Below are 22451 nucleotides of genomic sequence, written 5' to 3' on the forward strand. Positions count from 1 at the left end.
CGCGGAAGCAGCTTTCGACCCCGTCCCGGTGACCGTCACACGGTCCCGAGCCCGGCCGAACCACAGAATCGGTGACAAGGAGTTCGACGATGAGTTCATCCGAGCCCGTCAAGGCACGACCCGCAGCCCCCATGGTCGACAAGGCCGATGCCGGCTACCAGAAGGGCCTGAAGACCCGGCACATCCGGATGATTGCCATCGGCGGGTCAATCGGCACGGGTCTGTTCCTGGGCGCCGGCGGACGACTGGCCAAGGGCGGCCCGGCCCTGGCCATCTCGTATGCCATCTGTGGCATCTTCGCCTTCATCATGGTGCGGGCACTCGGTGAGCTGTCGGTGCACCGACCCTCATCGGGGGCCTTCGTGTCGTATGCCCGTGAGTTCATGGGCGAGAAGGGTGCCTACACCACCGGTTGGCTGTTCTTCCTGGACTGGTCGACCACCGTGATGGCCGACATCACCGCCGTGGCGCTCTACCTGCACTACTGGCGCTTCTTCGAGCCCATCCCCCAGTGGCTACTGGCGATGATCGCGCTGGCCGTGGTGTTCGCGCTGAACATGTTCAGCGTGAAGTACTTCGGCGAGGCCGAATTCTGGTTCGCCGCCATCAAGGTGGCCGCCATCGTCGCCTTCATGGCGGTGGCCATCTGGGCCATCATCACCGGCCACGCCGTGGCCAATGAGCACGCCGGATTCGCCAACCTGACCAACCACGGCGGCTTCTTCCCTATGGGCGTGGCGCCGATGCTCACCCTGTCGCTGGGCGTGATCTTCGCCTTCGGCGGCACCGAGATGGTCGGCGTCGCCGCCGGCGAGGCCAAGGATGCGGTGAAGATCCTGCCCAAGGCCGTCAACTCGATGATCGTGCGCATCTTCGTGTTCTACGTCGGCTCGGTCGTGCTGATGACGCTGGTGCTGCCCTGGAGTTCCTACTCGGCCAACGAGTCGCCCTTCGTCACCTTCTTCTCGGGCATCGGCGTGCCGCATGCCGGCGACATCATGCAGATCGTCGTGCTCACCGCCGCCCTGTCGTCGCTGAACGCCGGCCTGTACGCCACCGGACGCACGCTGCGCTCGATGGCGGTGGCCGGCGAGGCACCGAAGTTCGCGTCGAGGCTCAACAAGAGCCATGTGCCCTATGGCGGCATCATCATCACCGCCGGGCTCGGCCTGATCGGCGTGCTCATCAACTACGTCTACCCGACCAACGCCTTCGAGATCGTGATGAACCTGGCCGGCATCGGCATCGCCGGCACCTGGATCTCGATCCTCGTGTCGCACCTGATCTTCACCCGTCGGGCGGCCAAGGGCCTCATCGAGCGCCCCAGCTACCAGCTGCGCGGCGCTCCCTACACCAACATCGTGGCCATCCTGTTCTTCGTCGCCGTCATCGGATCCATGTGGTTCGATCCCGACGTGGGCCGCAAGACGATCCTGATGTTCGGTGGCGTGGTCGTGCTGATGGTGGCCGGCTGGTTCGCGGTGCGCAAGCGCATCCACGCCGAGTTGATGGATACGATCCTTGATGACGACGGCGTTGCCGCCCCCGGCACGGACGGCAACGCTGCTGGCACCAGCTGAGAGGCACACCATGAGAGTGCACATCCTGTACACCGGCGGGACGCTGGGGATGGTCAGCACCGAGCACGGCCTGGCGCCGGGCGCCGACCTCGAGAGCTGGCTGGACCGGCTGCTCACCGACACCGACCTGGCCGACACCATCACCATGACGAGCTTCGACCACCTCATCGACTCGTCCAATGCCACACCGGATGACTGGGCGCTGATGGTCTCGCAGCTGTGGGCCGCCCGTGACCGGGCCGACGCCTTCATCGTGCTGCACGGCACCGACACCATGGCCTATGCCGCCTCGGCGCTCAGCTTCGCGCTCACCGGCTTCGGCAAGCCGGTGGTGCTCACCGGCGCCCAGTACCCGCTCGGCGTCGTCGGCTCGGACGCGGCACCCAATGTGACCGGCGCGCTGCGGGCCGCGGTGTCGGGGCGCTTCGAGGGAGTGGCGCTGTTCTTCGGCCACAAGCTGCTCAGCGGCAACCGCGCCACCAAGACATCGTCGTGGGCCTTCCAGGGCTTCGACTCCCCCAGCGTGCCCGAGCTGGCGCGCACCGGGGCACCCTGGCAATGGATCCCGCAGCTGCCGGCCGGCAGCGGATGGGACGATCCGCAGCCCTATGCCCGCCACGATGTGCCGGTGGTCGACCTGGCCCCCGGCATCACTGCCGCGCGCCTGGCAGCTGCCCTCGACCCCGCACCCGAGGCGGTGATCCTGCGTGCCTTCGGCGTCGGCAACATGCCCAGCGAGGAGCCGGGCCTGGCCCAGGTGCTGGATGCAACCGTGGCCTCCGGGGTGCCGCTGGTGGTCACCTCGCAGTGCTACCAGGCCGACGTGCTGTTGGGGCACTACGACGCCGGCTACGCGCTGTTGCAGGCCGGCGCGGTGGGATCGGGCGATATGACGCTGGAGGCCACCTACGCCAAGCTGATCTTCCTGCTCAGCCAACAGCTGGCCCCCGCCGAGGTCTCCCGCTTCATGTCGACCAATATCGCCGGGGAACTGACCGAACCACAGGCCTGAGCCGGTTCGTGGCCGGCCCGGCGCCACCGGAGCCCGGGGGTCGCCCCCGGCGGCAGGAACATGGTGATCGGCGCGGACGGCCCGGCACCGGCCGCCGCGCGACTCACGGTAGATTTGGCCCCATCCGGGCAATTTCGCGCGAAAGGGCCCGGAACGCTTCGACCACCGTCACTCGCAGCCAGCCACTGGCGCAACGCCCACCGGCACTAGGAGTCATTCGTGTCCGATATTGATCTCAACGAGCAAGCCACCATCGCCTACCGCGCGATGCTGAATGTCATCGGTGCGACCGAACCCACCGTGGCCCAGGCGATTCGCCAGGAGCTCGCCGACCAGCGCACTTCGCTGAAGCTCATCGCCTCGGAGAACTATGCGTCGCTCGCCACGCTGCTGTCGATGGGCAACTGGTTCTCGGACAAGTACGCCGAGGGCACCATCGGCCACCGCTTCTATGCCGGCTGCCAGAACGTCGACACCGTGGAGGCCGAGGCCGCCAGGAACGCCGAGGAACTGTTCGGCGCCGATCACGCCTATGTGCAGCCGCACTCGGGCATCGACGCGAACCTGGTGGCCTACTGGACGATCCTGACCCATCGGGTCGAGACCCCCGATCTGGAGGCCAAGGGCGTCCGCTCGGTCAACGACCTGTCGGAGGACGACTGGGAGACCCTGCGCCACCAGTTCGGTGACCAGCGCATGATGGGCATGAGCCTGGACGCCGGCGGACACCTCACCCATGGCTTCCGCCCCAACATCTCCGGACGCATGTTCCACCAGCACAGCTACGGCACCGATCCGACCACGGGACTCATCGACTATGACGTGATGCGTGCCCAGGTGCGCGAGTTCAAGCCACTGATCCTGGTGGGCGGCTACTCCGCCTACCCGCGCCGGGTGAACTTCGCGAAGATGCGCGAGATCGCCAACGAGGTTGGCGCCACCCTCATGGTGGACATGGCGCATTTCGCCGGGCTGGTGGCCGGCAAGCTGTTCACCGGCGACGAGGACCCGGTGGCACATGCCCAGGTGGTGACCACCACCACCCACAAGTCGCTGCGCGGGCCGCGCGGTGGCATGGTGCTCGTGGAGCATGAGTTCGCCGACGATGTCGACCGTGGCTGCCCGATGGTGCTGGGTGGCCCGCTCGCCAACATGATGGCCGCCAAGGCGGTGGCCCTGGCCGAGGCCAAGCAGCCCTCGTTCCGCGAGTACGCACGCAATGTGGCGGGAAATGCCAAGACCCTGGCAGAGGGCCTCATGAAGCGTGGTGCCACGCTAGTGACCGGTGGCACCGACAACCACATCGTGTTGCTGGACGTTGGCTCGAGCTTCGGACTCACCGGGCGCCAGGCCGAGTCGGCGCTCATCGAGGCGGGCATCGTGACCAACCGCAACTCGATCCCGGCCGACCCCAATGGTTCCTGGTACACCTCGGGCATCCGACTGGGCACCCCGGCGCTGACCAGCCGTGGCTTCGGCACCGACGAGTTCGACCGCGTCGCCTCGCTGATCTGCGAGGTGCTGTCGGGCACGAGCGTCGCCACCACCACGAAGGGCACCCCGTCGAAGGCCAAGTACACGATCACCGACGGTCTGGCCGCCCGCGTGCATGCCGAGACCGAAGAACTGCTGGACGCCAACCCGCTCTACCCGGGACTCGACCTGTGAGGCGCTGACCCGCGAGCCATGGCCATGAGGGCCCGTACACCTGCCACGGCAGGATGTGCGGGCCCTCATGGGTGTCTGGGTCCCGCGGACGCGCGTAGTGGTGTCGTGCGGGTGCGGCGAAGGCGTCCGGTGCCGGCATGATGGCCCACGGGCAGGGCCGACCCGGGCGCCCCGGGGATGCCGCGAGCGGCAGCCTGCAGGGGCTCAGCCGGCGGCGGTGATCAGAGCAGTCGCCACGGCGGCGACACCCTCGCCACGGCCGGTGAACCCGAGTCCGTCGGTGGTGGTGGCGCTGACCCCCACCGGCGCACCCAGCGCCTGCGAGAGCACGGCGGCTGCCTCCTCGCGACGCGAGGCCATCCGGGGACGCTGGCCGATCACCTGCACGGCGGCATTGGCCGGCGCCCAGCCCGCCGCGCGGAGGCGCCGGGCGGTCTCGACGACGAAGGCAACACCGCTCGCACCAGCCCACTGGGGGTCGGCCGTGCCGAAGTTGGAACCCATGTCCCCCAGTCCCGCAGCGGACAACAGGGCGTCGCACAGCGCATGCGCCGCCACGTCACCGTCGGAGTGTCCGCTGAGGCCGGCCGGCTCATCGGGGAAGAACAGGCCTGCACAGTGCATGGGCACGCCGGCCACCAGGGCATGCACATCGGTTCCGATGCCGGTGCGGATCGACGTCGCGCCGGGAGGCATCGGGCTCACGCCAGGCCCGCCTGCAGCAGCGCTTCGGCGAACAGGAAGTCATGGGGACGGGTGATTTTCATCGACAACACCGAACCCTCGACCAGGGCCACCTCGGAGCCCTGCGCCTCGCACACCGAGGCATCATCGGTGAACAGCGTGTCGGCCGGTAGGTGGTCGTAGGCATCGATGAGGGTGGCCCCGTCGAAGCCCTGGGGCGTCTGCACGGCGCGCAGCCCGGAGCGGTCGACCACACGGCTGCCATGGGGTTCCACGGCCCTGACCGAGTCGATCAGCGAGATCACCGGGATGACGGTGGACGAACCACCGCGCACCGCCGCGATCACGCGGGAGACCACCTCGGCGGGCACCAGCGGACGCGCCGCGTCATGCACCAGGATCACCGGCGGCACCCCCTCGAGCACACGCAGGCCATTGCGCACCGAGTCGGTGCGCGTGGCACCGCCATCGGTAAAGGTGATGGGTACGTCGATTCCGGCCAGGGTGGCACGCATCTGCTCGCGGAACTCAGGGCGGGAGACGACCACGACGCGGTCCACTCCCCCGGCGACGAGCCGATCGATGCTGTGGCGCAACAGGGGCACCCCGGACAGCTTGCGCAATGCCTTGGGGCCATGGCCGCCGGCGCTGGAATTGCCAAGACGAACGCCGGAGCCAGCAGCCACCACGATGGCGACCACCGGCTCCGGCGTGTCATGTTCTGTCACTCGACGGTTCGAGGGCAGGGCCCCACCGTCGGACATACGGGATTCTTCGGACATGTCAATGTTCGTGCGGTCCGGGCGTCGATCACGAGCCGATCGTGCCGCGCGCACCGGCGCGGATCAGGAAGCGAGCACCTCGTCGAGCATGACCTCGGCGCGCTCTTCCTCGACCTTCTCAGCAAGCGCGAGCTCACTGACCAGGATCTGACGGGCCTTGGCCAGCATGCGCTTCTCGCCGGCCGACAGGCCCCGCTCCTTCTCGCGGCGCCACAGGTCGCGGACGACCTCGGAGACCTTCATGACATCACCGGAGTGAAGCTTCTCAAGATTGGCCTTGTAGCGACGCGACCAGTTCGTCGGCTCTTCCGTATGGGGCGCACGCAGCACGCTGAAGACCTTCTCGAGGCCCTCCTCGTCGACCACGTCACGCACACCGACCAGGTCGAGGTTGCATGCAGGCACCCTCACCACCAGGTCAGTCTGACCGAGGATTCTCAGCACAAGGTAAAGCGTGTCCTCACCCTTGATCTTGCGGGTCTCGGTGTCCTCGATGACGGCCGCGCCATGGTTGGGGTAGACGACGGTCTCGCCGACAGTGAAAGTCATATATGCACCTCTCCTCCTTCTTATTCTACCACAGGCATTGCAAGGAAAGGCCATTGCCCCGGGATTTCGCCCGTCGCGAATCATCCGAAAGGCGTCGGACAATTCATGTTGTCATTTCAGAAAACTGAAGGGGAGTTCAGTTAGCCCATGAATTTGTAACCGAGTCCGCGCACCGTCACCAATGCGGCTCATCCCAATCGGGGGTGTAGGAGTTGGGGTCTGAAGCCGCCGGTCTCGAGCAGGCTTCGGGCGATGTAGTTGGTCAGGTTGCGGAACCCGAGTGCGGAGCCGCGCAGGTGTTCGAGCCGTCCGTTGAGCGCCTCGGTCGGCCCGTTGCTGGTGCCGGGTCGTTCGAAGTAGGCGAGCACGTCAGCGGCTCGCTTCTTCAGGGTCCGGCCCAGGGTGGTGAGCTCGGTGAGCACCTTGGGGACGCCGGCGCTGAGGTCGGTGATCAGCTTCTCCATGAGCTCGCGGCCACGTTGCCGGTCCTCGTGGCGATAGGCGGCGATCATGCGCTGGTAGACACCCCAGGTCGCCTCGACCTCGACGTGAGCGTCATCAACGAACAGCGCGCGTAGCCTGTCGCTCTGCTTGTCGGTGAGCAGGTCCGCGCCGGTGTGCAGCGTGCGCCGCGACTTGTAGAGCGGGTCGTCCCTGAACCCACGGTGCCCGTGGATCGCGAGTTGGACCCGGCGCCGGCACCTGTCGAGGGCGTCACCGGCCAGGCGCACGACGTGGAAGGGATCCATCACCGTGACCGCGTCCGGGATCTCCTCTGCAGCGGCGGTCTTGAACCCGGTGAAGCCGTCCATCGCGACCACCTCGACCGCGTCACGGAAGGCGTCGTCGCGGTCGGCGAGCCAGGTCTTGAACGCCGCCTTCGACCGGCCCTCGACCATGTCCAGCAGCCTTGCTGGGCCGGCGCCATCGCGGACCGGGGTGAGGTCGATGATCACGGTGACGTACTTGTCGCCACGCCTGGTGTGGCGCCAGACGTGCTCATCGACGCCAATGACCTTCACGCCCTCAAACCGCGTGGGGTCGTTGATCAGCAGCCGCTTGCCTTCAGCCAGGACCGCGTTGTTGGCGGTGTCCCACGCGACCCCGAGTCCCTCGGCGACACGGGCGACGGTGAGGTGTGCGACCACGATCCCTTCCAGCGCCCACCGCAGCCCGGTGCGCGAGAGCTTCGCGCGTGGCTCCGCCGCGGCGCTGGTGTCTTGGCGCCACACGTGTCCGCAGTCGGCACAGCGGTAGCGGCGCACTACAACTTCCAGCACGGTCGGTCGCCAGCCCAGCGGCTCGTGGGCCAACCGCCGGATCACGGTGTCACGAGCAGCGCCTTCGCTGCCGCACCGTCGGCACCACTGATCTGGTTCCACCACGCGGCACGCGAGGACCGCACGATCCGGTTCAAGTCGTTGTCCGGTCACGCTCAGACCGAGGCCGTCGAGTCGAGCGAAGGCGGTCAGGTCAGGGCGGCCGAAGCCGGCCGGCGGGGTAGCGTCGGACACGTCGAGGTCTTTCGGATGGATGGCGTAGGAACCTCCATCGTCGGGAGACCTCGACGTCTATCTGCGGACCGACGCGCCCGGCCGACCTACACCCTCATCTGAGAAGACCCACCAATGCCGTCGGATGTGACGGATCGAGCTCGATCTTGGCGCGCAGGCGCTTGACGTGCACATCAAGGGTCTTCGTATCCCCCACGTAATCAGATCCCCAGACCCGATCAATCAGTTGCTCCCGCGACATGACACGGCCGGAATTGCGCAACAGCAGCTCGAGCAGCTCGAATTCCTTCAGGGCCAGGCGCACCGGCTCGTCACGCACGGCCACCTCGTGGCGCTCCACGTCCATGCGCACATCGCCACTCTCGAGCACATCGGGCACCAGTTCCTCGGCACGCCCGCGGCGCAGCACGGCGCGGATGCGGGCCACCAGCTCACGCTGGCTGAACGGCTTGGTCACATAGTCGTCGGCGCCCAGCTCGAGGCCCACCACCTTGTCAACCTCGGAATCGCGGGCGGTCACCATGATCACCGGCACATCGCTGCGCTGCCGCAGCGCCTTGCACACCTCAATACCGGGTAACCCCGGCATCATGAGGTCAAGAAGCACCAGGTCGGCCCCATTGCGATCGAATTCGGCCAGGCCCTGCTCGCCGTCCGGCGCCGCCGCGACGGCGAACCCCTCCCGGTCAAGCATGAACGACATGGCGTCCCGATAGGACTCCTCGTCCTCAATGATCAGAATGCGACTCACAGTGCCTATTCTCCTCGCTCGCGACCGGCGGCGGATTGATCCTGGGGAACCGGGTCCGCCACCGGCCCGAGGTCCTCGGGCAGGCGGACGGTGAAAGTGGATCCCTGGCCCGGACGGCTCCACAGGCTGATCGAGCCACCATGGGCCGCCACGACGTGCTTCACAATCGACAGCCCCAGCCCGGTGCCACCATCGGCCCGGCTGCGCGCATAATCCACCCGATAGAAGCGCTCAAAGATCCGCTCCTGTTCCTCGGGGGCAATTCCGATTCCATTGTCGGTGACGGCGATCTCAACCCAGTGGTCGTCGGCCTGGGCGACGCGCCGCACCGTCACCGCGACGCGCGCACCACGATCGGAATAGGAGATCGCATTCGCCACCAGATTGGTGATGGCATTGGTCAGCTGGTCGAGGTCGCCGATCACCGTGAGCCCCTTGTCCCCGGTGACCGAGAACGAGACCTCATGGCCCACCAGCGCATCGTGGGTGCGGGAGGCCGCCTGGGCGACCACCTCATCCACCGACACCACATGGGCGCCCAGCAGCGGATCATCGGACTGCAGGCGCGACAGCTCGATGATCTGGCCCACCAGTTCGCCCAGACGCTTGCTCTCCACGCCCATCCGCCCCGCAAAGTGGCGCACCGCCTCGGGATCGTCGGCGGCCGCCTGCAGGGTCTCGGCCAGCACCTGCATCGCACCCACCGGCGTCTTGAGCTCGTGGCTCACATTGGCCACCAGGTCACGCTTGGATTCATCGGCGCGAAGCACGGCACTGTGGTCCTCGACGATCGCCAGCACGGCGTCGCGTTCCATGGGATGCACCCGGGCGGTGAGGATGCGTGCCGGACCGGCCAGGTCGGAGCCCAGTCGCACGTCATGCACCGACGCCTTGCCGCTCTCACGGGCCCGACGCACCTGGTCGAGCACCTGGTGGATGCCGATGCGCCCCCCACGCACCAGGCCGAGGGTGCGGGCCGGCTCGTTGGCACAGACCACCTCGTCATGGGGCCCCACCACCACCGCGGGGGGACGCAGGGCGTCAACGACGACGGCCACCTCGGGATCGACCACCGGCGGGCGTTCATGCATGCGCCGGCGCGCATTGAGGCCCCAGCTGATGACCGCGGCGAGGCCGGCACCGAGGAGTGCACCCAGCACAAGGCTGAGCAACACGGCGGGGACAAGGCTCACGGGGCCGATTGTAGGGGAGCTGCCGGCCGTCGCCGACCGCCCACGGGGTCGGTGCCGCACCGCCGCGCCTGCGCCGGGCGGCGGGGGCCCCATGTCGTTCACCAGTTGTTCACATGGGCGTCACGCATCCATGACCACCGCGACGCGCAGGCCCGTTAGCATCCTTGTCGAGGACTGTGCTGATCACCAGCCGCCGCGGTGGGTGACCGGCAGCGGTTCGATCAGTCACGGGACACCAGCGCCCCGGCGGGGCAACGAACCACGGGACGCGGAGCGCCCCAGCAGGGAGAACGAATGCGCGAGTACTACCACTCAGAGCTGGACGAGGTGGTCCACCAACTGGTCACGATGTCGGATTCGGTGCAGATTGCCGTGCGTGACGCCACCACCGCCCTGCTCGACGCGAATGTGTCGGTGGCCGAGCGGGTGATCGCCGGCGACCTGCGCATCGACGCGATGCACGACGAGCTGGAGCAGCGCTGCTTCACGCTGCTGGCGCGCCAGGCGCCGGTGGCGGGCGAACTGCGCACCATCGTGGCCGCCACGCAGGTGGTGGCCGACATCGGACGCACCGGGGACCTGGCCAAGCACATCGCCGAGATCGCCCGCATGCGCTACCCCGACCATGCCGTACCCGAGCCGCTCGTGGACAGCTTCCGCAGGATGTCGGACGTCGCCCAGGAGATGGTGGGCAAGGCCGGACGCACCCTGCTCGACCGCAACCTGGAGGAGGCCCACGAACTCGTCGACGATGACGACGAGATGGACAACCTGCGCAGCTCCCAGTTCCGCCAGATCGTCTCGGAGGAGTGGAGCCACGGCGTCGACAAGGCCGTGGAGAAGGCCGTGGATGCCGCGCTGCTGGGGCGCTACTACGAGCGGATCGCCGACCACGCGGTGGCGATGGGCCGGCGGATCATCTACATCATCACCGGCGAGGCGCCCGAGGGCGACGACTGGCCGACCACCTGAGCCAACCTGCCTGGCGCCGGGACGACACCGTTTGCGACGACGCCTTTTGGGCCGGCGCACGGGAAGAACCACCCGGCTCGACCCACACAGCACGACCCATACAGCAGGAACGAGGGGGCCGCGCACCATCTGGTGCGCGGCCCCCTCGGGTCTTCAGCCGGCGATCCGGGTCACCCGGACCCCGGCCCGGAAGGCCTGGCTACTTCTTGCCCTGGCTGGCGACGGCCTTCTGTCCGGCGGCTGCCGCCTCCGGGTCAAGATAGCGGCCACCGGGCACCAGCGGCTTCATGTCATCGTCGAGCTCGTAGAACAGCGGAATGCCGGTCGGGATGTTGAGGCCCGAGATGGTCTGGTCATCGATGTTGTCGAGGTGCTTGACCAGCGCACGCAGCGAATTGCCGTGGGCGGCCACCAGCACCGTCTTGCCGGCCTTCAGGTCGGGCACGATCGACGACTCCCAGTAGGGAAGCATGCGCTCGACGACGCCCTTGAGGCACTCATGCAGCGGACGCTCGTCAGCCGGGATGTCGGCGTAGCGCGGGTCGTTGAACTGGCTGAACTTGCTGTCGGGCTCGATGGCCGGCGGCGGCACGTCGTAGCTGCGACGCCAGGCCATGAACTGCTCCTCGCCGTACTGGTCGCGGATCTCGGACTTGTTGAGGCCCTGCAGGGCGCCGTAGTGGCGCTCGTTGAGGCGCCAGCTGCGCTTCACCGGAATCCAGAGGCGATCGGCCTTGTCAAGGGCCAGGTACGAGGTGTGGATGGCGCGGCGCAACAGCGAGGTGTGCACGATGTCGGGCAGCAGTCCCTCCTGGGCCAGCAGCTCGCCACCATGGGATGCCTCCCGCACGCCCTTCTCGTTGAGGTCGACGTCGACCCAGCCGGTGAACAGGTTTTTCGCGTTCCATTCGCTCTCGCCATGGCGGAGCAGGATCAACTTCGAGGTCATGTGCACGATTCTATAGAACCGTCCCTCGGACGCACGGCCCCATCGTGACGCAGAAGTGACTAGCCTGAGGAAATAGATAAGGACCGATCCGGTCCCAAACTCGCCAGTGGTGGGCCGGGAACGGATCGGACGTCACGCTGACGGGGCCCGCCCATAGGGCATCATGAGCCCCACAGTGCCACGCTGCTGGGGGCCTGCACCGTCCCGGCCGAAGGGGGCCCTTCCGGGGTCCCTTGACCGGCCGGATGGGGGTGCCCCCGGGGAAGGCGTGGCGACAATCGGCACGTGAAGGCTTGAACAAGAAGACCTGAAGAAGAAGGGTGCACACCGATGTCCCAGGGGGACACGACCACCGCAGGTGCCAGGGTTCCGGGCGCGCATGACGCCGCCGTGGGACGCCCACGCGATCCCCTGGTCGAGCCGCGGGCCCTGTCGGCTGCCCTCGATGTCTACGGGCGCCATGGCTGGTCGGGCTTCACGATGGGTCGGGTGACCGCCCTGTCGCGCGTCGGCAAGTCGTCGATCTACCGGCGCTGGCCCGGCCGCGAGGAGCTCCTGGCGGCAGCCTTCGACCGCGTGGCGGTGTTGTTCGAGCTCGATGACCGCCAGCTGCGTCGCCTGCCGTTCGTGGAGCGCCTGCTCACCATGACCCAGCACCGCCTCTACACCTATTCCACGCCCACCGGGCCGGCCATCATCCGCCTGCAGGTGGAACACCACGCCGAGCCCGACACCGTCGGCAAGATCTGGAACCGCACCATCCCGCAGTCGCTGGTGGGCCTGCAACGCCTGCTTGCCGAGGGACGCGAACGCCAGCTGCTGCGTCCCGAGGCATCGCCGAAGTACCTCGCCGACGCGCTGGAGGGCAGCATGGTGATGCACGCGCTGGGGGTGCACTCCCCCACCGACGCCTCCGGGTCGAACCTTGAGGCCCAGGCCTATGCGATCGTCAGCCAGGTGCTGGGCCTGTGGCTCACCCAGGACGGCTCGCAGCTGCGTCCCGAGATGGTGCCGATCGCGCCGTTGATCGACACGCGCCGCGCCCCGTTACCCGAGGAATGATCCGGTGGCGCCGCCTGCCCGTGACGCCTTCGCACTGGGGACGTCCGGTCGACCCATGACACCCGGCCCACTCGTGACACGATGGGTGACATGACAGAAACACTCGGGACAGCAGTGGTCACTGGCGCGTCCAGTGGCATCGGAGCGGCCACCGCACGCCGCCTGGCGATGGACGGCTTCCTCGTCTATTGCGTGGCGCGGCGCACCGACCGCATCAACGCATTGGCCGAGGAGATCGGCGGTGTCGCCATCACCTGTGACGTCACCGACCAGGCTCAGGTGGACGCCATGGCAGCCCAGCTGCCGGCGCAGCTGGATGTGCTCTTCAACGACGCCGGCGGAGCCTTCGGCCAGGAGAACGTGGAGGACGCCAACCTCGACGAGTGGAACAAGATGTACCAGCTCAACGTGTTGGGCACCGCCCGGGTGACCAAGGCCCTGCTCCCCCGGATCGAGGCCGGCCAGGGAACCCTGGTGTTCCTCACCTCCACCGCCGCCGAGTACCCCTATGTGGGCGGGGCGGGCTACTGCGGGGCCAAGGCCGCCGAACGCAATATCGCCGGTGCGATGCGCCTGGAGCTGGGCGGACGACCCATCCGCGTGCTGGAGATCTCACCGGGCATGGTGAAGACCGACGAGTTCAGCCTCACCCGCTTCGCCGGTGACAAGGCCGAGGCCGACGCGGTCTACGCCGGCGTCGCCGAACCCCTAGTGGCCGAGGACATCGCCGACTGCGTGGCCTGGGCCGTCACCCGCCCGGCACACGTGAACATTGATCGCATGGTGGTGCGTCCGCGTGCCCAGGTGAGCAATTACAAGGTCTACCGCCACTGACACCCGCGAGGCGCTCTGCCTGCCGGGGCGGGTGCGTCCCGGTGACGAGCGAGCGGACATGGACAAGCAGGTGGCCCGGAACCTCATGGTTCCGGGCCACCTGCTTGTTGTGATGCGTGCTTGTTGTGCGTCAGCCGATCTTGATGAGACCCTGACCGCCCTGCACGGCGTCACGCTCCTTGACAAGGACCTTCTCGACCTTGCCGTCGGTGGGAGCGTTGATCTCGGTCTCCATCTTCATGGCCTCGAGAACGAGCACGGTCTGACCAGCCTTGACCGTGTCACCCTCCTTCACGAGGATCTTGGAGACGGTGCCGGCCAGCGGAGCGGGAATCTCGCCCTCTCCGGCCTTACCGGCGCCTGCGCCACCTGCTGCGCGCGGTGCCGGCGCGCCGCCGGTGCCGCCGCCGAACAGGATGGTGCCCATCGGGTTTTCGTGTGACTTGTCGACGTCAACGTCAACGTCATACGCAGTGCCGTTGACTGTTACCTTCAGTTTCATGTGAGTTACTCCCGGATCAACGAATGGAATGGTTCTGCAGAGCCCGACGACCCTCGCGGACCCAGTTCGGGCTCGGGGCGAAATGGACGACCTCAGCCGATCCATCGTTGCCGAGATAGGCCGCAACGGCGGCCGAAATGGCCGTCAGTACGTCCTCGGTGACACCCTGGGTATCGCTCTGGAGTGAACCCAACTCAGACTCCAATGACGCGACGCGCTTGTTGAGCGTGGCGATCATCAGGTCCTTCTCTTCCTCATCAGCCATAATTTCTCTCCTCGCTCAGCAGGGGAAGTTTCCATGCTTCTTCGCCGGGCGGGTCTGACGCTTGGTGGCGTAGATCTCCAGGGCGGAAGCAATCTTTCGACGGGTATCAGCCGGGTCAATCACGTCGTCGACCTGACCGCGGGCGGCGGCCACGTACGGCGTGTTGAACGCGTTCTGGTACTCCTCGATCTTCTCGGCGCGCATGGCGTCGGGATCGTCGGCAGCCTTGATCTCCTTGCGGAAGATCACATTTGCCGCACCCTCGGCGCCCATCACCGCAATCTCGGCGCTGGGCCAGGCGTACACGGCGTCGGCACCAAGGTCACGGTTGCACATGGCCAGGTAGGAGCCGCCGTAGGCCTTGCGGAGCACCACGGTGATCTTCGGCACGGTGGCCTCGGAATAGGCGTACAGCATCTTCGCGCCATGGCGAATGATGCCGCCGTACTCCTGCTGCACGCCGGGCAGGAAGCCCGGCACGTCGACCAGCTGCACCAGCGGGATGTTGAACGAATCGCAGAAATTCACGAATTCGGCGGCCTTGTCAGAGGCGTTGATGTCGAGGCAACCCGACATCACCGACGGCTGATTGGCCACGATGCCCACCGAACGACCATTGACCCGGGCGAAGGCGGTCACGAGGTTGGTGGCATAGCCGGCCTTGACCTCGAGGTAGTCACCCCAGTCGACGATCTTGGCAATGACATCGCGCACGTCATAGCCCTTCTTGCCGTCAATCGGAACGATGTCGCGCAGCTCGGTATTGGGGCTGACGTCATTGTTCGGGTTGACGAAGGAGGCTTCCTCAGTGTTGTTCTGCGGAAGGAAGCTCAGCAGCTTCTTGGCAATGAGCTCCGCGGCGTCGTCGTCCTCGGCCACGAAGTGGATATTGCCCGAGATGGCCATATGGGCCTCAGCGCCACCGAGTTCGTCAGCGGTGACATCCTCGCCGGTGACCGACTTGATGACCTGGGGGCCCGTGATGAACATATGGGCCTTCTTGGTCATGATGATGAAGTCAGTCAGTGCCGGCGAATACGAGGCGCCACCGGCACAGGGGCCGGCAATGATGGCGATCTGCGGCACGACGCCCGACAGCTTCACGTTGGCGAAGAACATCTTGCCGTAACCGCTCAGCGAGTCGATGCCCTCCTGGATCCGGGCGCCGCCCGAATCGTAGAAGAACAGGAAGGGCGTGCCGGTGAGCAGCGCCTGTTCCATCGTCTCGACGACCTTCGTGGACTGCGTCTCGCCAGCCGAACCACCCATGACCGTGAAGTCCTGGGACGCGGCGTGCACGGGACGACCAAGGATGGTGCCACGGCCGGTGACCACGCCATCTGCCGGGACGACGGCCTTGTCCATGCCGAACAACGTGGTGCGGTGCTTGCGGAAAGCGCCGACCTCGTCGAACGAATGGGGATCGAGCAGGTTGTTCAGGCGCTCACGAGCGGTCTGCTTACCCTGGGAATGTTGCTTCTCGACGCGACGTTCGCCGCCACCGGCTTCGATCACCTGGCGCTGCTCTGCGAGCTGCTCCACGCGACCTTCCATGGTGCTGGCGAGCTTCAAATTGTTGTTTTCAGCCATGATTGGCAATCATCCTCACGCCTGCTGAACGGTGACTTCGCGGACGGTTCCGCCCACGTTCACGTTGTAGGTGACGGGACCGGCCACGGCGAGCGACTTCTCGTCGCCCTCGGCCTCGGCCTTCAGCTGGGCATCGGTGAGAGCCACGCTGTGCGGGCCCTCGGCGCGATGCTCGAAGAAGACCGGAGCGACCTGCGGGAACAGTGCATAGGTGAGCACGTCCTCGTCGGTGCCGTTGAAGCCCTTGAGCGTCGCGGCCTCCTTGGACTGCTTCTCCCACTCGGGGGGCAGCAGATCGGCCGGGCGCTGGGTGATCGGCTTCTTGCCGGACTGCTCCTCGGCCAACTTGACCACCTTCGGATCGCGATCGGCCGGGCTGGCGCCGTAGTAGCCGAGCATGATGTCGGCGAACTCGCCGGTCATCCTCTTGTACTCGCCCATCATCACGTTGAACACGGCCTGCGTGCCGACGATCTGGCTGGACGGGGTGACCAGGGGCGGGAAGCCGGCGGCCTTGCGGACGCGCGGAACCTCGGCCATGACCTCGTCCATCTTGTCCTCGGCGCCCTGGGCGCGCAGCTGCGACTCCATGTTGGAGAGCATGCCGCCGGGGATCTGCGACTTGAAGATCGAGGTGTCGACAAGCGTCTTCGACTCGAACTTCTTGTACTTCGGGCGGATGGCCTTGAAGTGATCGCGGATCTTGTGCAGGCGATCGTAGTCAAGGTTGGTGGTGTACCCGGTGCCCTCGAGCATCTCGGCGACCGACTCGGTGGGGTTGTGGCCCGGGCCGAGCGACATGGACGAGATGGCGGTGTCGACGACGTCGACGCCGGCCTCGATGGCCTTCATGAGGGAGACCTCGGTGACACCCGTGGTGGAGTGGCAGTGCAGGTTGATCTGCGTCTTCTGGCCGTAGGTGTCCTTGATGGCCTTGATGATGTCGTAGGCCGGCTGCGGCTTGAGCAGGGCGGCCATGTCCTTCAGGGCGATGGAATCAGCACCCATGTCAAGCAGCTGACCAGCAAGCTTGACATAGCCCTCAACGGTGTGGACCGGGCTGATCGTGTAGCAAATGGTGCCCTGCGCGTGCTTGCCGGCCTTCTTGACGGCAGCCATGGCGTGCGCCATGTTGCGGGGATCATTCATGGCGTCGAAGACACGGAACACGTCCATGCCGTTCTCAGCGGACTTGTCGACGAAGCGATCGACGACCTCGTCGTTGTAGTGGCGGTAACCCAGCAGGTTCTGGCCACGCAGCAGCATCTGGAGACGGCTGTTGGGCATCAGCTTGCGGAACGTGCGCAGACGCTCCCAAGGATCCTCGTTGAGGAAGCGGATACACGAGTCATACGTGGCACCACCCCAACACTCCACTGACCAGTACCCGGCAGCATCAATGTCTGCACAGGCGCCGACCATGTCTTCCATTGCCATTCGTGTGGCCATCAGGCTCTGATGGGCATCGCGCAGCACGAGCTCGGTGATACCAACCTCGCGCGGCTCGGAAACCTCAATTTCTCGCGGACTCATGGCGCCATCCTCCCACGTTCTGCGGCGATTCGGGCAAGGGGGTGGGGGCACTAAACGCAGATCACAGGAATCTAACAGCGTTCATCCGAGGCACCCCAGACGACCTACCAAAAAACCTTCGGCGCCGCCGGAAAATGACAGGCAATCTCGCATTACGAACACGCCGTGATCACCATTTGAACAGTTTCGGACATGGCAGTGGGCGCGTCCGGCGAACAAGCCGGAAACGCGCCCACTCCGCAATTGCCACCGCCTGGCGAGACACCGATCAGCGGCGCACATCCTCCAACGAGGAAAGGCCCTGGGCGGCCGCCTGTGCAGCCTTGTGCAGGCCGGCGTCGATGACCTCAAGGTCGTCGTCATCCAGGGCGGTGGAGCAGAACCAGGCCTCGAAGCCGCTGGGGGCCAGCCACAGGCCGGCATCGAGTGCCGCGTGGAAGAAGCGCGAGAACGCCTTGGTGTCCTGCTTGGACGCCGAGGCGAAGTCAGTCACCGGGGCGTCGGTGAGGAAGACGCTGAACAGGTTGGAGACCTTGTTGATCCGGTGGGGCACCCCGGCGGACTCCAGCGCCGCATCGGCCATCGCCGAGACCCGGTCGGCGGTGGCGTCCAGTCGGGAGTAGGCGGCGTCGTCCATGAGGGCAAGCGTGGCCAGCCCCGCCGCGCAGGCAGCCGGGTTACCCGACAGGGTGCCCGCCTGGTAGACGGGCCCCTCGGGGGCCAGGTAGTCCATCAGCTGCGCCGAACCACCCACGGCCGCCAGTGGCATGCCGCCACCGATCACCTTGCCGAAGGTGAACAGGTCGGGAGTCCACCCCTCCTTCGCCCCCTGCAGTCCCCAGGCGCCGGTGGGGCTCAGCCGGAAACCGGTGAGCACCTCGTCCTGGATGAGAAGGGCGCCGTGGGCGTGGGCGATGTCATGCAGGCGACGGTTGAAGCCCTCGGGCGGCACGATGACGCCCATGTTCGCCGGGACGCCCTCGGTGACGATGGCCGCCACCTGGTCGCCACGCTCGGCGAACAGCTCCTCGACCATGTCGATGCGCCCATAGGGCAGGGCGACCGTGTCGCCGGCGACCTCCTTGGGCACGCCGGGCGAATCGGGCAGGCCCAGGCTTGCCACCCCGGAGCCGGCCGACACCAGGAAGGAATCGGAATGGCCGTGGTAGCAGCCGACGAACTTGACCAGCAGCGGTCGCTTCGTGATGCCGCGCGCCAGTCGGGCCGCGGTCATCACGGCCTCGGTGCCCGAACAGGTGAAGCGCACCTTGTCGATGGCGCCGCCCATGCGGGCGACGACGGCCTGGGCGAGCCGCAGCTCCACCTCACTGGGCGCGCCGAACGAGGTGGAATCGGCAACGGCCTGCAGCACGGCGGCCACCACCTCGGGGTGGGCGTGGCCGGCGATCATCGGCCCCCAGCTGCACACCAGGTCGACATAGCGCTTGTCGTCGACGTCGACGATGTGGGAACCCAGCGCCCGCTTCACGAAGCGTGGCGTGCCCCCGACACTGCGGTAGGCGCGCACCGGCGAGGAGACGCCCCCGGGCATGACCTTGAGGGCTTCTGCGAACAATTCGTCACTGACACTCATGGGTTCTTCCTTGTCGGGCCGGGCATTCCGGCAGCGGGATGGCCTTGCCCCTCGATTCTAGGGTCTGCCCGCAGCGGGGCCGGCCCGACGACCGGTCGCCCAGGCGCGGGCCGGATCCGGGGCGCCTCCGGTGTGATCCGGGCCCCCGGCTCCCCCAGCGTCCCCGGCGCGCGTCGTCCCCGTGGCCAGCGGCAGGAAGACCGTGTCCACGATGTCCACGATGTCCTCGTCCGGCACGCTCTGGAAGGTCATGAAGAACTGCAGGCGCACCAGGTCCATCGGCAGCGCCAGCACGCGTCGGGGCAGCGGCGCGGCGACCTCACCGCGAGCGATGGCACGCTCCACGAGCAGCGCCATCGTGTCCACCCGATCGCCCAGCAAATGGGCACGCAACTCCTGGGGCGTGGTGTTCGTCTCATCGAAGTAGGCCCCCAGCAACACGCTGATCAGGGCCGGCGCATCGTCGCCGAGGCGATTCGCGCCGCGCAGCACGGCCAGCACATCGCCACGCAGCGATCCGGTGTCGGGAACCGTTGCCGGGTCATTGAAGTAGCGCTGCGACAGCACGGCCAGCACCAGCGACTCCTTGTTGGGCCAGCGCCGGTAGAGGGCGGCCTTGCCGGTGTGGGCGCGCTCGGCCACTGCCTCGAAGGTGAGTCCGGCGTAGCCGGCACCGGCGAGTTCGCGCCATCCGGCGTCCAGGATCGCCTTCTCCAGCGCCGGGCCGCGCCGCCTGGTCTCCCGGGGGATCGTCCCCTGCCCGTCCGCGTCCGCCACGACTCCCCCCATCCCGAAAACCAACCCCGAAAAGTACTCATTGTGATCGCTTGCGTCCACTATCTTACGCGCCTATGTTGTGTACGCATTCGTTCTCTATTGGAGGTCATGGTGGTGAATCCACACGATGGTGCGGCCACGACGCAGTCGACTGGCAGGTTGCTGGTCGCGCTGGTGGTCGGCGGGATCACGGCGATCATGGACACGACGATCGTCGCCATCGGCATGCACACCCTCACCGAGGCGCTGCACGCACCGGTCTCGACGCTGCAATGGGTGAGCACCGGCTACCTGCTGGCGCTCGCGGTGGCGATCCCCTTCGTCAGTTGGGCCCAGACCCGGTTCGGGGGCAAGCGGCTGTGGCTGTTCGCGCTCGGACTGTTCACGGTGAGCTCCGCCCTGTGCGCGCTGAGCTGGAGCGCCGCCTCGCTCATCGCCTTCCGGGTGCTGCAGGGCTTCGGGGGCGGCATCATGTTCCCGCTCATGCAGACCCTGGTGATGCAACACGTCGACCGACGTGGGATGACCCGGGCCATGGCCAATGTGAGCCTGCCGATCGCCCTGGGGCCGATCATCGGGCCCGTACTCGGCGGCGTCGTGCTCAACTGGCTGTCCTGGCACTGGCTGTTCCTGATCAATGTGCCGATCGGCGTTGTGGGGTGGGTACTCGCCATGGCGTTCATCACCGATGACCGTCCGCGCCCGGCAGCAGGCCACCCACGACTCGACCTGGTCGGCGCGGTGCTGTTGTCGCTGGCCCTGGCCGGCATGCTCTACGGCCTGTCCAATGCCTACGACGTGGGCGGCTTCCATCGCGCCGACGTGCTGGTTCCGGCATTGGTGGGCCTGGCGCTGCTGGCCGGATTCGTCGCCTGGGCGCGCCGACGCGGCAGCCGGGCCCTGATCGACGTGCGCCTGTTGGCGGTGCGCTCGGTGCGCGTCTCCTCGGTCACCCTGACGCTGGTGGGCGCCACCCTGTTCTCGGCCAACTTCCTGTTGCCGCTGTACTTCCAGTCGTTGCGCGGCTACGACGCCCTCAACGCCGCGCTGCTGTTGATCCCGCAGGGCATCGGTTCCCTGCTGTCGCGGTTCATCGTGAGCTCCCTGGTCGCCCGCTTCGGCCCGCGCCTCACCGCGGTGGCAGGCCTGCTGATCAGCGCCGCCGCGACCGTCCCCTTCGCCCTGGCAGGCACCGACACCGGGCTGTGGCTGCTCGGCACGGTGCTGTTCGTGCGGGGCTTCGGCATGGGCGTGGTGCTCATCCCGATCATGACCGGGGCCTATGTGGACATCGCCCGTGAGCACATGCCACATGCCTCGGCGATCACCCGCATCGTGCAACAGCTGGGTGGCGCCTTCGGCACGGCCCTGGTGGCGGTGGCGCTCACCTCACGAGCGAGCACCGCGCGTCCCCGGGACGGGTTCGATGCGGCCTTCTGGTGGACGATCGCCATGACCCTGGCGGCTGCCGTCGCCGCGCTGTTCCTCGCGCCGGACGAACGACCCACGGCCGAGCGCACGGACGCCACCCCGGCGAGCCGACAACCGGCCATCGTGGCTGCCGGCGACTAGACCGCCGCCACGCGCCGGCGGCGTCGAATCAGGAACGCACCTCGTTGAGCCAGATGGCGACCTCGGTGGCCCAGTAGGTGACGATCGTGGAGGCGCCGGCGCGCTTGACGCTGGTGAGTGCTTCCATGATGCAGCGCTTGCGGTCCAGGGCGCCCGCCTTGGCGGCGAACTCGATCATCGAGTACTCCCCCGACACCACATAGGCGGCCACCGGCACATTGGAGATGGCCCGGGCCGCCGCCAACACGTCGAGATAGGCCATGGCCGGCTTCACCATCACGAAGTCAGCACCCTGCTCGAGATCGAGCTCGATCTCGCGCAGGGACTCGATGGCGTTGGCCGGATCTTGCTGGTAGGCGCGTCGGTCGCCCTTCAGCTGGCTGTCGACGGCCTCGCGGAAGGGCCCGAAAAAGCCCGAGGCGTACTTGGCCGAATAGGCCATCAACACGGTGTCGGTATGGCCGGCATCGTCCAGGGCCTTGCGGATCACAGCGATCTGGCCGTCCATCATGCCCGAGGGACCCAGCATGGCCGCGCCGGCGTCGGCCAGCACGACACTCATCTTCGCGTACAGGGGCAGGGTGGCGTCGTTGTCGACGGTGCCGTCGGGTGCGAGCACGCCGCAGTGTCCGTGGTCGGTGAACTCGTCGAGGCAGACATCGGCGATCACCGGCAGTTCCGGCTCGGCCTCGACGGCCCAGCGCACCGCGTTGGCGAGGATGCCGTGCGGGTTCCATGCCTGGGAGCCGATCGGATCGCGCTCCAGCGGGGTGCCGAACAGCATCACCGCACCAACGCCGGCATCGGCCGCGTCGTGCACGGCCTTCTGCAGCGATTCCTTGGTGTGCTGCCACACGCCGGGCATGGTGGCGATCTCGCGGGGCTCAGTGAGCCCCTCCACGGCGAACATCGGCAGCACGAGGTCGGCCGGGTCGAGCCGCGTCTCGGCGACCATGCGGCGGATGGCGGGCGTGCGGCGCAGGCGGCGGGGCCGCTGGACGATCGGATCGATGGAGATATCAGCCATTATCTGTCCTTGTCAGAGGGTGAATGTGCCCGACTGGGCGA

General features: G+C 67.1%; 21 protein-coding genes. 7 read left to right on the top strand and 14 right to left on the bottom strand.

Going from position 1 to position 22451, the window contains the following annotated elements:
• Nucleotides 1-89 precede the first annotated feature (89 nt).
• The 3 genes from RM25_RS08770 (at nt 90) to RM25_RS08780 (ending at nt 4260) form a co-directional block, all read left to right on the top strand.
• Nucleotides 90-1580: an amino acid permease gene (locus RM25_RS08770; protein ID WP_044636324.1), complete on the top strand. Its 1491-nt coding sequence runs from the start codon at nt 90-92 to the stop codon at nt 1578-1580.
• A 10-nt stretch (nt 1581-1590) separates the two neighbouring features.
• Entirely contained in the window at nt 1591-2592 is a 1002-nt protein-coding gene (locus tag RM25_RS08775; protein WP_036942079.1) for an asparaginase, read from the top strand.
• A gap of 219 nt (nt 2593-2811) precedes the next feature.
• Nucleotides 2812-4260: a glycine hydroxymethyltransferase gene (locus RM25_RS08780; protein WP_044636325.1), complete on the top strand. Its 1449-nt coding sequence runs from the start codon at nt 2812-2814 to the stop codon at nt 4258-4260.
• 204 nt (nt 4261-4464) lie between these two features.
• Here RM25_RS08780 and ispF read toward each other — a convergent pair whose 3' ends face one another.
• From ispF to RM25_RS08810, 6 genes are all read right to left on the bottom strand, one after another.
• The gene (ispF, locus tag RM25_RS08785; protein ID WP_044636326.1) at nt 4465-4956 is read right to left on the bottom strand and encodes a 2-C-methyl-D-erythritol 2,4-cyclodiphosphate synthase; all 492 of its coding nucleotides are present in this window, start codon (nt 4954-4956) and stop codon (nt 4465-4467) included.
• Nucleotides 4957-4961: 5 nt separating this feature from the next.
• Nucleotides 4962-5672 (bottom strand): 2-C-methyl-D-erythritol 4-phosphate cytidylyltransferase, encoded by a 711-nt coding sequence (gene ispD / locus RM25_RS08790; protein WP_196488142.1) that lies wholly within the window; start codon nt 5670-5672, stop codon nt 4962-4964.
• 117 nt (nt 5673-5789) lie between these two features.
• On the bottom strand, nt 5790-6275 hold the full coding sequence (locus RM25_RS08795) for a CarD family transcriptional regulator (protein WP_013161722.1): 486 nt from the start codon (nt 6273-6275) through the stop codon (nt 5790-5792).
• A 188-nt stretch (nt 6276-6463) separates the two neighbouring features.
• On the bottom strand, nt 6464-7789 hold the full coding sequence (locus RM25_RS08800) for an ISL3-like element ISPfr2 family transposase (protein ID WP_026138135.1): 1326 nt from the start codon (nt 7787-7789) through the stop codon (nt 6464-6466).
• Between the two features lie 94 nt (nt 7790-7883).
• On the bottom strand, nt 7884-8540 hold the full coding sequence (locus RM25_RS08805; RefSeq protein WP_044636328.1) for a response regulator transcription factor: 657 nt from the start codon (nt 8538-8540) through the stop codon (nt 7884-7886).
• Nucleotides 8541-8545: 5 nt separating this feature from the next.
• Nucleotides 8546-9715, bottom strand: a complete 1170-nt coding sequence (locus tag RM25_RS08810; protein ID WP_063493795.1) for a sensor histidine kinase — start codon at nt 9713-9715, stop codon at nt 8546-8548.
• 312 nt (nt 9716-10027) lie between these two features.
• Here RM25_RS08810 and phoU point away from each other — a divergent pair, with 312 nt between their 5' ends.
• Nucleotides 10028-10705, top strand: coding sequence for a phosphate signaling complex protein PhoU (phoU, locus tag RM25_RS08815; protein WP_013161725.1), 678 nt, complete (start codon nt 10028-10030; stop codon nt 10703-10705).
• Between the two features lie 199 nt (nt 10706-10904).
• Here phoU and RM25_RS08820 read toward each other — a convergent pair whose 3' ends face one another.
• Nucleotides 10905-11654, bottom strand: a complete 750-nt coding sequence (locus tag RM25_RS08820) for a phosphoglyceromutase (protein ID WP_044636836.1) — start codon at nt 11652-11654, stop codon at nt 10905-10907.
• A 330-nt stretch (nt 11655-11984) separates the two neighbouring features.
• Here RM25_RS08820 and RM25_RS11985 point away from each other — a divergent pair, with 330 nt between their 5' ends.
• Together RM25_RS11985 and RM25_RS08830 are read left to right on the top strand one after the other, a co-directional pair.
• Nucleotides 11985-12716: a TetR/AcrR family transcriptional regulator gene (locus tag RM25_RS11985; RefSeq protein WP_013161727.1), complete on the top strand. Its 732-nt coding sequence runs from the start codon at nt 11985-11987 to the stop codon at nt 12714-12716.
• 90 nt (nt 12717-12806) lie between these two features.
• Entirely contained in the window at nt 12807-13550 is a 744-nt protein-coding gene (locus RM25_RS08830; RefSeq protein WP_013161728.1) for an SDR family oxidoreductase, read from the top strand.
• Nucleotides 13551-13680: 130 nt separating this feature from the next.
• Here RM25_RS08830 and RM25_RS08835 read toward each other — a convergent pair whose 3' ends face one another.
• The 6 genes from RM25_RS08835 to RM25_RS08860 form a co-directional block, all read right to left on the bottom strand.
• Nucleotides 13681-14052 carry a biotin/lipoyl-containing protein gene (locus RM25_RS08835; RefSeq protein ID WP_013161729.1) on the bottom strand — a complete coding sequence of 124 codons (372 nt, stop codon included), beginning with the start codon at nt 14050-14052 and terminating at the stop codon, nt 13681-13683.
• A 16-nt stretch (nt 14053-14068) separates the two neighbouring features.
• The gene (locus RM25_RS08840) at nt 14069-14317 is read right to left on the bottom strand and encodes a hypothetical protein (RefSeq protein WP_013161730.1); all 249 of its coding nucleotides are present in this window, start codon (nt 14315-14317) and stop codon (nt 14069-14071) included.
• A 15-nt stretch (nt 14318-14332) separates the two neighbouring features.
• Complete coding sequence (locus RM25_RS08845; RefSeq protein ID WP_044636329.1) at nt 14333-15907, bottom strand: acyl-CoA carboxylase subunit beta; 1575 nt, start codon at nt 15905-15907, stop codon at nt 14333-14335.
• Between the two features lie 15 nt (nt 15908-15922).
• Nucleotides 15923-17440, bottom strand: coding sequence for a methylmalonyl-CoA carboxytransferase subunit 5S (locus RM25_RS08850; protein ID WP_044636330.1), 1518 nt, complete (start codon nt 17438-17440; stop codon nt 15923-15925).
• 268 nt (nt 17441-17708) lie between these two features.
• Entirely contained in the window at nt 17709-19034 is a 1326-nt protein-coding gene (gene hemL, locus RM25_RS08855) for a glutamate-1-semialdehyde 2,1-aminomutase (protein ID WP_044636331.1), read from the bottom strand.
• Between the two features lie 57 nt (nt 19035-19091).
• The gene (locus RM25_RS08860) at nt 19092-19811 is read right to left on the bottom strand and encodes a TetR/AcrR family transcriptional regulator (protein WP_144406060.1); all 720 of its coding nucleotides are present in this window, start codon (nt 19809-19811) and stop codon (nt 19092-19094) included.
• A gap of 108 nt (nt 19812-19919) precedes the next feature.
• On the opposite strand from RM25_RS08860, the gene RM25_RS08865 reads away from it, so the two are divergent.
• Nucleotides 19920-21383, top strand: coding sequence for an MDR family MFS transporter (locus RM25_RS08865; RefSeq protein ID WP_013161735.1), 1464 nt, complete (start codon nt 19920-19922; stop codon nt 21381-21383).
• 28 nt (nt 21384-21411) lie between these two features.
• Here the strand turns inward: RM25_RS08865 and hemB are convergent, their stop codons facing one another.
• Nucleotides 21412-22410 carry a porphobilinogen synthase gene (gene hemB, locus RM25_RS08870; protein WP_044636333.1) on the bottom strand — a complete coding sequence of 333 codons (999 nt, stop codon included), beginning with the start codon at nt 22408-22410 and terminating at the stop codon, nt 21412-21414.
• Between the last annotated feature and the right edge of the window lie 41 nt (nt 22411-22451).

The organism is Propionibacterium freudenreichii subsp. freudenreichii (assembly GCF_000940845.1).
GTDB lineage: Bacteria > Actinomycetota > Actinomycetes > Propionibacteriales > Propionibacteriaceae > Propionibacterium > Propionibacterium freudenreichii.